Annotated in this window: 11 protein-coding genes; 8 read left to right on the forward strand and 3 right to left on the reverse strand. The window is 62.6% G+C overall.

Annotated elements, in window-relative coordinates:
• Positions 1-12: 12 nt before the first annotated feature.
• Entirely contained in the window at positions 13-1,053 is a 1,041-nt protein-coding gene (locus L5849_RS13115; RefSeq protein ID WP_236925949.1) for a LacI family DNA-binding transcriptional regulator, read from the reverse strand.
• 184 nt (positions 1,054-1,237) lie between these two features.
• Here L5849_RS13115 and L5849_RS13120 point away from each other — a divergent pair, with 184 nt between their 5' ends.
• From L5849_RS13120 to L5849_RS13135, 4 genes are read left to right on the forward strand one after another with little or no spacing between them, the layout of a single operon-like run.
• Entirely contained in the window at positions 1,238-2,746 is a 1,509-nt protein-coding gene (locus tag L5849_RS13120; protein ID WP_115415974.1) for an NAD(P)/FAD-dependent oxidoreductase, read from the forward strand.
• 34 nt (positions 2,747-2,780) lie between these two features.
• The gene (locus tag L5849_RS13125; RefSeq protein ID WP_236925950.1) at positions 2,781-3,539 is read left to right on the forward strand and encodes a molybdopterin-binding protein; all 759 of its coding nucleotides are present in this window, start codon (positions 2,781-2,783) and stop codon (positions 3,537-3,539) included.
• Between the two features lie 52 nt (positions 3,540-3,591).
• Positions 3,592-4,560 carry a hypothetical protein gene (locus tag L5849_RS13130; RefSeq protein WP_236925951.1) on the forward strand — a complete coding sequence of 323 codons (969 nt, stop codon included), beginning with the start codon at positions 3,592-3,594 and terminating at the stop codon, positions 4,558-4,560.
• On the forward strand, positions 4,557-5,480 hold the full coding sequence (locus tag L5849_RS13135; RefSeq protein WP_236925952.1) for a GNAT family N-acetyltransferase: 924 nt from the start codon (positions 4,557-4,559) through the stop codon (positions 5,478-5,480). Before L5849_RS13130 ends, L5849_RS13135 begins: the two co-directional genes overlap by 4 nt.
• A gap of 91 nt (positions 5,481-5,571) precedes the next feature.
• Here the strand turns inward: L5849_RS13135 and rplA are convergent, their stop codons facing one another.
• Positions 5,572-6,264, reverse strand: a complete 693-nt coding sequence (gene rplA, locus L5849_RS13140; RefSeq protein WP_115415971.1) for a 50S ribosomal protein L1 — start codon at positions 6,262-6,264, stop codon at positions 5,572-5,574.
• Positions 6,265-6,268: 4 nt separating this feature from the next.
• The gene (gene rplK / locus L5849_RS13145) at positions 6,269-6,700 is read right to left on the reverse strand and encodes a 50S ribosomal protein L11 (RefSeq protein ID WP_067690596.1); all 432 of its coding nucleotides are present in this window, start codon (positions 6,698-6,700) and stop codon (positions 6,269-6,271) included.
• A gap of 333 nt (positions 6,701-7,033) precedes the next feature.
• Here rplK and L5849_RS13150 point away from each other — a divergent pair, with 333 nt between their 5' ends.
• The 4 genes from L5849_RS13150 to L5849_RS13165 all read left to right on the forward strand — a co-directional run bounded on the left by L5849_RS13150 (position 7,034) and on the right by L5849_RS13165 (position 12,296).
• Positions 7,034-8,191, forward strand: a complete 1,158-nt coding sequence (locus L5849_RS13150; protein ID WP_236925953.1) for a sensor histidine kinase — start codon at positions 7,034-7,036, stop codon at positions 8,189-8,191.
• A 93-nt stretch (positions 8,192-8,284) separates the two neighbouring features.
• Positions 8,285-9,331, forward strand: a complete 1,047-nt coding sequence (locus tag L5849_RS13155; protein ID WP_236925954.1) for a retroviral-like aspartic protease family protein — start codon at positions 8,285-8,287, stop codon at positions 9,329-9,331.
• A 98-nt stretch (positions 9,332-9,429) separates the two neighbouring features.
• Positions 9,430-10,332: a hypothetical protein gene (locus L5849_RS13160; RefSeq protein WP_236925955.1), complete on the forward strand. Its 903-nt coding sequence runs from the start codon at positions 9,430-9,432 to the stop codon at positions 10,330-10,332.
• A 269-nt stretch (positions 10,333-10,601) separates the two neighbouring features.
• Entirely contained in the window at positions 10,602-12,296 is a 1,695-nt protein-coding gene (locus L5849_RS13165) for a hypothetical protein (RefSeq protein ID WP_236925956.1), read from the forward strand.
• Positions 12,297-12,309: the final 13 nt, after the last annotated feature.

The following is a 12,309-nucleotide window of genomic DNA, read 5'->3' on the forward strand; positions in this document are numbered from 1 at the left end:
TCTCCGGGTGGATTATTCGATTGGCCGGCGCACGCTGGCGCGCTCGACGAGATGGACAGCAACACGGCGCTCGGGGCGTTCGTCCTGCGATGCAAGGGCAGTATCGATCAACAGCATGCCGGCCTGGGCGAAATCGGGTTCGACCGTGGTGAGGGGCGGCGAACTGAACTCGCCCGAGCCGAGACCGTCGAAGCCGATAACGCCGACATCGTTCGGTACATCGATGGCGCGCGCGGCCAGTTCCTCCAGCGCGCCCAAGGCCATCGCGTCGCAGGCGAAGAAAAGGCCATCGAAGCGCGCCCCGCTGCCCACCAACTGCGCGACGGCGTTACGGCCTTGAGAGACGCGATCGCTGCCTTCGCTGACCACGGCATCCACCGGCGCAAGCCCCGCCGCTTCCATGGCGCTGCGATAGCCATCGTAGCGCTCGCGAAACTGGCGCTGGGAAGATGCGGTATCGCCGACGAACACGATTTGCCGGGCACCACTGGCCACCAGGCGTTCCACTGCAATCCGCCCGCCGTCGCGATTGTCCGAGCGGACCCAGACACTGTCGTCGAAGGGCGAGCCCCAAAAAGCGATGCCTTCGGTATCTTCCGCGCATTTGCGGAAATAATCCCAGGCTGCGTGATTGGTCGCCGTCCCGATGACGACCACACCATCGGCCTGGCGGCGCGCGACGTAATGGCCGAAAAGCTCCTCCGGCTTGGCCTGGAACGAGACCAACGCCTCGTATCCGCGCTCTGCCGCCGCGGCGCAGGTGCTTCCCAGCAGGCTGTAGTAAAACGGATTGATGGCTGCGGGACCCTGCCCCTCGCGCCCGATGACGACGATCGCTATCGTGCCCGTCTCACCGCGCCGCAGGCCTGCGGCACGCATATTGACGTGATAGCCCAGTTCCTCCGCCGCCAGTTCGACCCGGCGGCGGGTCGCCGGAGTGATGGTTTCCGAACCGGCCAGCGCGCGACTTACGGTCGACTGGCTCACCCCAGCGCGTTCGGCCACGTCTATCGAAGTGACCCGCCGCGGCTTCTGCTTGGCGCTGCTAGACATGCTGCGAAGGCTCCCCTTTCCGACCGCCCTAACGCAGGCTCTGCGCGAAAGCGATAGCCAAGCAGGACGCGGAAGCGATCCAGTCGCCGATGGAGCCGAACCCCGCAAATTAGGTTGCGCCCTGCAACCGAGGCTGGTGCTTTCGTTCAGACTGAGCTAGGTTCCGGGAACTTGGGAGAGACAGATGACGAACACGGCGACCGATTTCGATGTTATGATCGTGGGTGCGGGAATTTCCGGCATCGGCATGGCAGCGCATATGAAGGAAAAGGCGCCGGGCCATGATTTCGTCATTGTCGAACGCCGCGAGAACCTGGGCGGCACCTGGGACCTGTTCCGCTATCCCGGCATCCGTTCGGATAGCGACATGCATACGCTGGGCTTCGATTTCGAACCGTGGAAACACGAGAAGTCGATCGCCGATGGGCCTGCCATTCTCGAATATCTCGACCGGATCGTCGATGAACGCGACATCCGCAAGCATATGCGGTTCGGGCACAAAGTGCTCGCCGCCGACTGGCGCGAGAGCGATGGGCGCTGGCACGTAACGCTCGAGACGGGCGAGGGCGAGAAAAAGCACCTTACCGCCAACTGGCTTTATCTCGGGTCGGGCTATTACGACTATGACGAACCCTATGATCCGGGCTTCGACTTCGGCGAATTCGACGGTCGGATTGTGCATCCGCAGTTCTGGCCCGAGGACCTCGATTACACCGGCAAGAATGTCGTCGTGATCGGATCGGGTGCCACTGCGGTGACGATCGTTCCCTCGATGAGCGACAAGGCCGCCAAGGTGACCATGTTGCAGCGCACGCCGACCTGGATGTTCAGCCGTCCGGCGAAGGATGCGCTGGCCAATTTCCTGCGCAAGATCCTGCCCGAGAAACTCGCCTACCGGATCACGCGGTGGAAGAACATCACCTTGCAGGATTTCGGCTTCAAACGCGCGCGGACCCAGCCGGAGAAAATGGCTGCGACGCTTCACAAACGTATTCGCAAGTCAATGGGCGAGGATTACGATCTCGCGCCCTTTACCCCGCCCTACAACCCCTGGGACCAGCGCCTGTGCCTGGTCCCCGACGACGATCTGTTCACCGCGCTCAAGAGTGGCAAGGCCGACGTGGTCACCGGCCATATCAAAGCCTTCGAAAAAGGCGGAGTGCGGCTGACCGACGATCGTTTCCTGCCCGCCGATATCGTCGTTACCGCGACTGGCCTCAAGCTCGCGGTGGCAGGCAAGATCCAGCTCGCGCGCGAAGGGCAGGCCATCGATCTCGCCCAGCATTATTATTACAAGGGCTGCATGTTCTCGAACCTGCCCAATTTGGCGGTTGTGTTCGGCTATCTCAACGCCAGTTGGACTCTGCGCGCGGATATCAATTCCGATTATATCTGCCGGGTGCTCAACGAGAGCCGCGCAAAGGGTGTCGATGTAGTCGAGCCGGTTCTGACAGCCGAGGCAGAAGCCCGGATCGAGGAAGACGACATCTTCGATTTCTCGTCGGGCTATATCCAGCGCGCCAAATCGATCATGCCGAAAAACGCGGTCGCTTATCCCTGGCGGCTGAATCAGGAATATGTGGTCGATCGCAAACGCATGAAGGAAGAGCCGGTCGACGATGGCCTGCTGGAATTCCGCCGTCATGGTGCCAATGCGCGCGCGGCCGACCAGCAATTGGAAGCAGCAGAGTAGCATTCATGCGGCGAGCACGTTAGGCGTGCCATCCATGAATGAACGCATCTATACTGCGGGTCTGGTCGTCATCGGCGACGAGATCCTTTCGGGGCGCACGCACGACAAGAACATCGCCCAGATCGCCAGCTGGCTACAGGTGCAGGGCATCCGCCTGTCGGAAGTGCGCGTGGTGCCCGATGTGATGGATCGCATCGTCGAAGCGGTGAATGCCTTGCGCGAAGCGTATGACTACCTCTTCACCACCGGCGGTATCGGCCCCACCCATGACGACATAACCGTGGATGCGGTGGCAGAGGCGATTGGTGTTCCGGTGGTCATCCATCCCGAGGCGAAGGCCATGCTCGAACGCTATTACGCCAGCATCGGCAAGGAATTGACCGAGGCGCGCCTGCGCATGGCGCGCGTGCCCGAAGGCGCCGAACTGATCCCCAACCGGATGTCGGGTGCACCGGGGATCAAGCTCGGCAATCTGCATCTCATGGCCGGTGTACCGCATATTACCGCCGGCATGCTCGATGCGCTGACTGGTACACTCGAAGGCGGCGCTCCGCTGCTGTCCGAAACGGTCGGATGCTGGACGCCCGAAAGCGAGGTCGCCGACATTCTGCGCCAGGTGGAACAGGCCCATCCGCAGTGTCAGATCGGCAGCTATCCCTTCTTTCGCGAAGGGCGGGTGGGCGCCAATTTCGTCGTCCGCTCGACACGGGAGGAAGAGCTCCAGAGCTGCATCGACAGCCTGTGCGACGGGCTTGCGACTGCCGGCTTCGATTTCACTCCCGGCGGCATCTGAACCGCTAAGTCTATCATTACCCAATTAACTTCCGTGTGATAAGGTCACATGGATGACCGCAGTCTACATAACCATCGACACCGAATATTCACCGGGCCTCACATTGCGCCTCGGCGCGAAAGCCCGCGAGGAAGTGTTCGAACGATCAATTTCCTGCTGCACCCCACAGGGCCAAGTCGGAACTGGGCATCAAATGGATGTGATGGACGCGAACGGGGTCAAGGGCGTGTTCTTCGTCGACCCGATGCCCGCGCTGGTGTGGGGGACAGGAGCGATTGCCGCCGTGGTCGAACCCATACTCGAACGCGGCCACGAGGTACAACTGCATCTCCACCCCGAATGGTTGGAGATTGCCGGCGATGCCAATCCCCTGCCGGGTCGGACGGGCCGCAACATGCACGATTTTTCGGAATCGGAGCAGGTCGAACTGATCGAAATCGCGCGCGAGTTTCTAATGCGGGCCGGGGCTCCGGCCCCCACCGCCTTCAGGGCGGGCAATTTCGGCGCGGACGATGCGACACTGCGCGCGCTGGCGAAGGTGGGGATCCGTTACGATAGCAGCCATGTGCCGGGGATCGCTGGCTCGGAGTGCCGTATTTCGCTGTCCGCCGACGACCGCCAAGTCGTTTGCCACCACGGCACGATCGAAGTCCCCGCAGGATCGATCCGCAGCCACGGTGGCCAGCGCCATGCGCAGATCACCGCACTTTCGCATCGCGAGCTGGCTGCGGCGCTGCGCTTTTGCGTGCGCGAAGGCGCCGCCATGCTCAATATCGTAAGCCACAGTTTCGAGCTGATGAGCCGCGACCGTACGCGCGCCAACACGATCGTCCGCGATCGCTTTGCCAGATTCTGCGCGAGCATAGCGGCGACCCCGGGAGCGCATGGGGCGACCTTCACCAGCCACCCGCCGCAAATCGGTGACGGGACCGGCGCGGCCGCCATGCCGCACAGCCCCTTCCGCTCCGCGGCACGGGTTATGGAACAGCTCGCCTCCAATATGCTCTACGGCGCATCGTGACGGGTGATCTCACGCCTTCCACCGAATATCGCATCCCGTTCACGGTAGGATCGCGGCGGCTGTTCTCGATCGAGCGCTCGGTCGCCACGCTGGCCTTTTCGCTGCAGGATATTCTCGCCGGGCGGGTACCGCCGGTGCCCGCGCTGAACAGTGTCGAGGGGCTGCGGGTGCTTTCCGCTCCGACGGCGGCGGAACTTCGCCTGCGCTCAGCGATGCCGGGCTTCCTGATCGGCTCGCGCGAACAATATGCGCGATACTTCATCGACATGGCGGGCAGCTACGAAGACTACTTCTCGCGCTTCTCGGCCAAGACCCGTTCGACGCTGCGCCGCAAACGCCGCAAGTTCGAAAAGGCGGCGGGCGGTTCGCTCGATCTGCGTGCCTATCGCACACCCGAGGAAATCGACACATTCACAGCGCTGGCCCAGCCGCTATCGCGCAGAACCTATCAGGCGCGCCTGCTCGACGCGGGCTTGCCCGAAGGCGAAGCCGCCCAGGCGGAGAGACGCGATCTGGCGGCAGAGGACCGTCTGCGCGCTTTTCTGCTTTTCCTCGACAACGCTCCGGTCGCCTATCTCTACCTTCCGGTGGAGCGCGAGACGCTGGTCTATGCCTATCTCGGCTTCGATCCCGGCCATGCCGGTCTGTCGCCCGGCACGGTGCTGCAGATGGCAGCGCTCGAGAATCTCTTCGCCGAGGGACGCTACCAGTATTTCGACTTCACCGAGGGCGAAGGCGCGCACAAGGCGCTGTTCGGAACCGACAGCGTGGATTGCGCCAGCTTCCTGATGCTTCGCCCGACCTGGGCCAATCGCGCCGTGATTGCGAGCCTCGGCGGCTTCGATGGCGCGGTGAAGTCCGTCAAACGGCTTGCACGGCAAACCGGCGTCGAGGGCACGCTGCGGCGCCTTTTGCGCTAGGGAACGGCTCCGCGCTCCTCATGGAAAAGGGCCAGCGGGTCTGCACCCACCGGCCCTTTCGTATGTCTTGGCGACGGCTGCGAAGCTGGGCTTACGCGCCTTCGACTTCAGCCAGGTCGACCTTGAGGCCCGGACCCATCGACGAGGTCAGCGTGACCTTGCGAACGTACTTGCCCTTGGCGCCCGAAGGCTTGGCCTTGACGATGGCGTCGGTCATGGCCTTGAAGTTGGCCTTGAGGTCCTCGTCCTTGAACGAGAGCTTGCCGATGCCCGAGTGGATGATGCCCTGCTTTTCGACACGGAATTCGACCTGGCCGCCCTTGGCGTCCTTCACGGCCTGTTCCACGTTCGGGGTCACGGTGCCCAGCTTCGGGTTCGGCATCAGGCCCTTGGGGCCAAGGATTTTACCGAGACGACCGACGACGCCCATCATGTCCGGCGTGGCGATCACGCGGTCATAGTCGAGATTGCCGTTCTGCATGTCTTCCATGAGGTCTTCCGCGCCGACCTTGTCGGCGCCGGCGGCCTTGGCCTTCTCGGCATTGTCGCCCTTGGCGAACACGGCGACCTTGACGTCCTTGCCGGTGCCGCTCGGGAGCGAAACCATGCCGCGGACCATCTGGTCGGCGTGGCGCGGGTCGACGCCGAGGTTCATCGCGACTTCGACAGTCTCGTCGAACTTCGCCTTGTGCTCGCGCAGCGTGGCGAGTGCTTCGTCCACACTGTAGAGCTTTTCGCTGTCGAGCTTGGCGACGAGCTGCTGCTTCTTGGTCTGCTTAGCCATTATCTTAGCCCTCCACCACGTCGAGGCCCATCGAACGCGCGCTGCCTTCGATGATCTTGGTGGCCTGTTCGATGTCGTTCGCGTTCAGGTCCTTCATCTTCTGCTCGGCGATTTCCGCCAGAGCCGAACGCTTGATGCTACCGGCCGAAACCTTGCCCGGCTCCTTCGAACCCGACTTCAGTTTGGCAGCCTTCTTGATGAGGAAGCTGGCCGGCGGGGTCTTGGTCACGAAGGTGAACGAACGGTCGGCATAGACCGTGATGGTGGTCGGAATCGGCATGCCCTTTTCCATGTCGCCGGTGGCGGCATTGAAGGCCTTGCAGAATTCCATGATGTTCACGCCGCGCTGACCCAGCGCAGGGCCTATGGGCGGCGAGGGGTTGGCGGTGCCCGCAGGCACCTGCAGCTTGATATAGCCGTCGATCTTCTTGGCCATAACTGGCCTCCTTTCTCACTTTCGCCACGGCACTCTCGAACCGGGGCTCATGGTAAGCGGTCAAGCGGTCTGACGGATCAGACCTCCCGCACGGGTTCCCGAGGATGACTTGGGAAGACGCGCACATAACGGTTTTGCGCCTGAATGCAAGCGATTCGCCCCATTGTCGGCGGCGGCAAAGAGACCGGTTTCTTCCTCCAGCACCGCCCTCCACGCAAGCCTTCCGGCAGCCCGCTCACGATGTATTTTCCCCTTGAGAACAACAAAATAGACCCTTGCGCCTATCGCTTTGATCCGACTGTGCTAGGAGTGCCCTTCCTAAGGGGAGCGCGCATGCAGAACTTTGTCGATATCTGGCAATATATGCCGCACGGCATGTGTCTGCTGTGGCAACCGTGGCTCGTTTTCCTGTGGGCAGGCAGCGATCTGCTGATCTTCCTGTCCTATACGGCAATCCCCGTGGCGCTGCTCACGGTGCTGCGCAGGCGCAAGGACATTCCCTACTCGGGACTGGTTGTCTTGTTCGCCAGCTTCATCCTGCTGTGCGGACTGACGCATCTGATGGGGATCGTAACCCTGTGGTACCCGATCTATCCTTGGGTCGGTTTGCTAAAACTAGCGACCGGATTTGTCTCCGCCGCCACCGCCATAGTGCTGTTCCGCCTGATTCCGATCCTGGTTTCCCTGCCCTCCCCTGCCCAGCTCGCCGAAGCCAACCGGAAACTCCAGGCCGAAGCGCGGGCGCATGAGGAAACGCTGGCGAAGCTGGAAGACCTGGTGGCGGCGCGGACCGAGGAGCTTCATGCCGCCAATGCCAAGCTTGCGGTGCAGACGCGCGAAGCCGTACACCGCAGCGGCAACCTCCTATCGGTCGTCACTTCGCTTACGAGGCAGACGGCACGCGGCCACGACCAGACCGAAGAGTTCGTCGAAGCACTGCTCGGCCGCATACAGTCCCTGGCGAGGGCAACCTCGACCGTGTTGCGGGGCGACGACAACCAGTCCGGAGACCTGGAGACGATCATCCGCCAACAGCTCGATCCGCTTTTGCTGACCTATGGGGAACAGGTTGCCATCGATGGGCCGGACACGCAGATCGTCAGCGAAGCGGCACAGCAGATTTCGCTCGCGATCCACGAACTGGCGACCAACGCCCAGAAATACAGCCTGCCCGCCGGGCCAGAGGTACGGGTCGACGTTTCCTGGAGCATCACCGAGGCCGAACAGGACCAGGTTTTCGCGCTCGTCTGGCGCGAATCCATGTCGCGCAGCGGCGAGACGCATGGCGGCAGGCCTGCCGAAGGCGGCTTTGGAACCAAACTGCTGACCCGTATCGTGCCGCAGGTGCTGCGCGGACAGGCGGTCCGTTCCTATACCGATGACGGGCTCGAATATCGGCTCGAAGTGCCCGCCTCGGCCGTGCTCGCCAATCCGCAGGATGCGGATAGCGTTGCCCTCGCTGCCCGCCTCGTCGACGAGACCTTCGAATAGGCGTAGCTGGCGCGCGCCTCTCCGGTCGGACCGGGTTTGTTCCTTGTCGATGATGATTCGCTCATCGCCCGATGGGCGTGTATTGCATCGAGAATGAGCAGAAGTGTCCAGACGATTGCTCTTTCGGCCTTGCTGTGCATTGCCACAGCCGCCTCTGCGCAGGTGGAGCCGGCTCCGCAATCGCCGGAACCCGCCAATACGCCACTACCCGCCATTCCGGCAGCCGAGTTCGACGAAACGCTGGCTATCAGTGGCGAAGAAATCGACGCGCGCAAGTTGCGCAGCCGCATGACGGTAGACGTCATGGTCAATGGCACCGGGCCGCACAAATTCGTCGTCGACAGTGGGGCCGACACATCGGTGGTCGGCGAAAGGCTGGCCGGGAAACTGGCAATGCCGCCTGGCGAGCCGACGATGCTGCACGGGGTGACGGAGAGCAAGATGGTCGACCGCGTGTTCGTCGATGAACTGATGCTCGGCCCTACAGCAACGACCGATCTGGAACTGCCGGTGCTCGACGAACGGGACCTTGGCGGCGATGGCATGATCGGCCTGGATGCCCTGGTCGAACAGCGCCTCCTCATCGATTTCGAGAAACGGCACATCAGCGTGGACGACGGTTTCACCCCGGCCCCGCTGGTAGGCGGCGTGATTATCGTCAAGGGGCGCCTTCAGAGCGGCCAACTGATCCTGACCGAAGTCAAGGCAGGCCGTGTATCGGTCGACGCAGTGGTCGATACCGGGTCCGAAATCACCATCGGCAATACGGCGCTGCGCGAGCGTTTGAAGCTCAGGCGCAAGGACAAGCTCCAAAAGATCACGGTTTATGGCGTTACCGGAAAGGCTCTGGATCTGGATTTCATGGTGATCCAGGAACTCAAGCTCGGGCCAGTCGCCCTGCGTAACGTACCAATCGCTTTCGCCGACATTCCGCCTTTCGAAGTCTTCGGCCTCCAGGACGAACCCTCGCTCCTGCTCGGCACCGATCTTATGGAGAATTTCCGTCGGGTTTCGCTGGATTTCAAGGACCGCAAAGTCCGGTTTCAACTCAAGAAATGCGACAGATCGGCGATTCGCCTGCGCACTTCCACACTCGCATCGCGAATGCGGGCTACCGATGAGCGAGCCTGTTCGCGCTGAGCCCGGTTCTTTGCGGGCTATGTACCAGATGGGACATTCAGGCGGAAAGAGGGCGCCCGTAATCGTCACGAACCTTTTGGAATCAAGGGATCGTGACCATGAAACATCAAATTCTCATCGCCGCAGGATTGGCCGTTGCCGCCACCGGAATCGCAACCACTCCCGTTAGCGCGGGTCCGTTCGACAAACTCAAGAAGGCCGTCAAGAAGGTCGAGAAAGCGGCGGAAGATGCCAATACTGCCGTCGAGGTGGTCGAAGAAACCCGCCGCACCAAGGGCCGCAACGTCGTGGGTGCGGCCGCTGCCGTTGCCGGCGGGCGCAATGCAGCCATCGCCACAGGCGTAGCGGCAAGCGCCGCCAGTCGCAGCGGTTGCGACGCGACCGGCGGGACCGGTCGTTGCACGGCCAAGCGTCCGGGATATGCAGGCCGCGCCCCGACGCCTTCGGCCAAGTTCACTTCGATGACCAAGTGCGCCGGGCTGCCGATCAGCAATGCCTTTGTCGGCAAGTTCGGCGATTATACCTTCCAGCAAGGCCTCTCGCAGGAGAAGCGCGGCGGCATCATCGACCGCGAGCCGGTCAGCGCCAGCAATGGCTGTATCATGCCCTCGATGGCTTCGGGCGATGTGCTTTACATGGAAGTGCCCGCCAATCGGTGGGCGTCGATGAAGGGCGGCTGGAAGATGCAGTGCATCGAGATGGACACCGGCCAGAATGCCAATCCCGCAGCCTTCCCCAGCTGGAGCAATATCGCCGGCAAGGACATCATGCTGCACACCGGCAATTCGCTGGGCTACGAGCCGACTGCCAGCGGGAGCAATTCCGACCGCTCGCGCGCCTGGGACAACGATCTCAAGCGTCGCGGCAAACACATGCTCGGTTTCAACATGCCCGATCTGCACAATGACAAGGGCACCGACTTCTACTGCCAGTATTACAATGTCGCTTCGGGCAAGAGTGTCGCTGCCTTCGCCTATCGCCGCGGCGCCACGAGGCGCTGAACCACGCGGCCGACGCGGCCCGCACCCGTCCTAGGTCCCAATCAGGTAATTGCGGGCCGCGTCACCCCATTCTCCAGGGCGACCCGAGTGACCGATTCCGATCGGTCCCCCTGTACAGCCACGTCCGCATGGCGCGAGGGCTTCCCAAAACGCCATGCGGCACGGTGGCCGACTGACAAGCGGGGGCGGTTCCGGACCGTTCCCGCTTTTTTCTTGGAAAAGCAAAGCACAACCGCAATACACAGCCGGTGAATGATGAAGAATGGGAAGTGGCAGGCGAATTGGACGATGCGTTTCGCGACCGGTTGATACGCGAAGCTTATGAGGTCGTCGCCGCCCCGGAGCACCTTTTCGATCTGCAACTTCGGGTAGCGAAGGCAGCCGATAAGGGCAGTGACGCCCCGCGAATGCTGGCCCCACATATCGAACAGGTCGGCGAAATATTCGACCGGGTGCACTTCGCCGAGGACTCCGATTTTGCCGGACTGTCCCTGGGGCCGTCCACCGAAAAGCACGGCTTCGACACGGCCATCGCTTTCACTCTCGATAACGCCTTGCGCATAGTCGATGGTGGCCAGGCGCCCTCAGGGGTCCCCGGCGAAACGCTGCCGGATTTCGCGACCGGCTTCGATGCCGAACGGCGCCAGCGGCTCAGGCAATTCGTCGAAGGACGGGATACCCGGCAATCGATGATCCTGCGCATCCAGCGAACGCCGGAAGACGAACGCGGCGTTCCGATGGTCGCCACGGTGCGCGAACGCGAAGACCAGCGGCTGATCGACCTGCGCCGCCTGAGCCTGTCATGGGACGATCCCGTCGCGGCCGAATTCGCCACAGCCATGGGCCTCAGCACGGCGGAAAGCGAATTGATGCGTTATCTTGTCGAAGGCAGAAGCCTGACCGATTTCGCTGCCGATCGCGACCGTTCCATCGGCACCGCGCGCAATCAGCTCAAGGCGACCATGCGCAAGCTGGGCGTGGCTTCGCAGAGCGAGCTGGTCGCGCTCTATGCGGGATTTTCGGAAACGTGGCGGCTGGGTCAAATGGGTCCGACCGGTAGCCTGCAAAGCGAAAGCGCGACCCAACCCGCAGCGGTTCTTGCCGATGGCAGCGAAATGCCCTTCGAACGTAGCGGCATGCCCGGCGGGACACCGGTTCTCGTGCTCCATGGTTCCATCGAAGGTCCCTTCCTCACGCCCGACCTGGAACAGCGGGCCAAGACGGAAGCGTTCGATCTCATCATTCCGTGGATGCCGTTCTACACCCAGCTAGATGCGTCCGAAGACGTGCTGACCGGGGTCGACGATTTCGCCCACCGCGCGGGAATGCTGCTCGATGCGCTGGGTATCGAACGGTGCGTCGTCCTGGCAACGAGCTTTTCGTCAGCCTACGGATTGGCGGTGCGGGCGCATCTCGGGGACCGGATATCGGGCGTGGTGCTGACCGGATCGCCCATTCCCATGCGAGACGGAAGGGACACTGCCACACGCAATCCCCTGTGGCGCGCACCGCTACTGCTGGCACGCACGAGCCCGGCCTTTCTCCAACTGCTGGTGCGCGCCGTCGTGCGCTTGTCCATGCGCGGCGAAACCTACCGCTATTTCGACCGGCTGCTCGAAAAAAGCCCCCTGGACCGCGAAACGCTGCGCAGACCGGACGTGCAGGCGGCGGTGCGCCGGGCTTTCGTTTCGCGTCCCGACCGTGCAGCGCGGGGAATGACGATGGGGCTGCTGCTGATCCTGCAAGACTGGTCGCGCTGGCTCGATGCACCAGGCGCGCCGGTGCGCGTGCTGGTCGGTGAAGAGGACACGATCCACGATTTTCCCACGCAACTGGCCCATTGCAGCGCGCACGGCTTCGAAGCGGTCGGGCCGATAGCCGGTGCAGGCGGGTTCATCCTGTTCCAGCGACCGGGCCTGGTGCTGGATCACTTGCGTCAGTTGTCGCCGGCTGGCGGCGCTTGAAACGGGTAGCGGC

It is taken from the genome of Erythrobacter sp. SN021, from assembly GCF_021864455.1.

Coding starts and splice junctions, on each gene's coding strand:
- L5849_RS13160 (WP_236925955.1), top strand. CDS start 9,430: ATGAAACATCAAATTCTCATCGCCGCAGGATTGGCCGTTGCCGCCACC.
- L5849_RS13125 (WP_236925950.1), top strand. CDS start 2,781: ATGAATGAACGCATCTATACTGCGGGTCTGGTCGTCATCGGCGACGAG.
- rplA (WP_115415971.1), bottom strand. CDS start 6,264: ATGGCTAAGCAGACCAAGAAGCAGCAGCTCGTCGCCAAGCTCGACAGC.
- L5849_RS13155 (WP_236925954.1), top strand. CDS start 8,285: ATGAGCAGAAGTGTCCAGACGATTGCTCTTTCGGCCTTGCTGTGCATT.
- rplK (WP_067690596.1), bottom strand. CDS start 6,700: ATGGCCAAGAAGATCGACGGCTATATCAAGCTGCAGGTGCCTGCGGGC.
- L5849_RS13150 (WP_236925953.1), top strand. CDS start 7,034: ATGCAGAACTTTGTCGATATCTGGCAATATATGCCGCACGGCATGTGT.
- L5849_RS13130 (WP_236925951.1), top strand. CDS start 3,592: ATGACCGCAGTCTACATAACCATCGACACCGAATATTCACCGGGCCTC.
- L5849_RS13115 (WP_236925949.1), bottom strand. CDS start 1,053: ATGTCTAGCAGCGCCAAGCAGAAGCCGCGGCGGGTCACTTCGATAGAC.
- L5849_RS13120 (WP_115415974.1), top strand. CDS start 1,238: ATGACGAACACGGCGACCGATTTCGATGTTATGATCGTGGGTGCGGGA.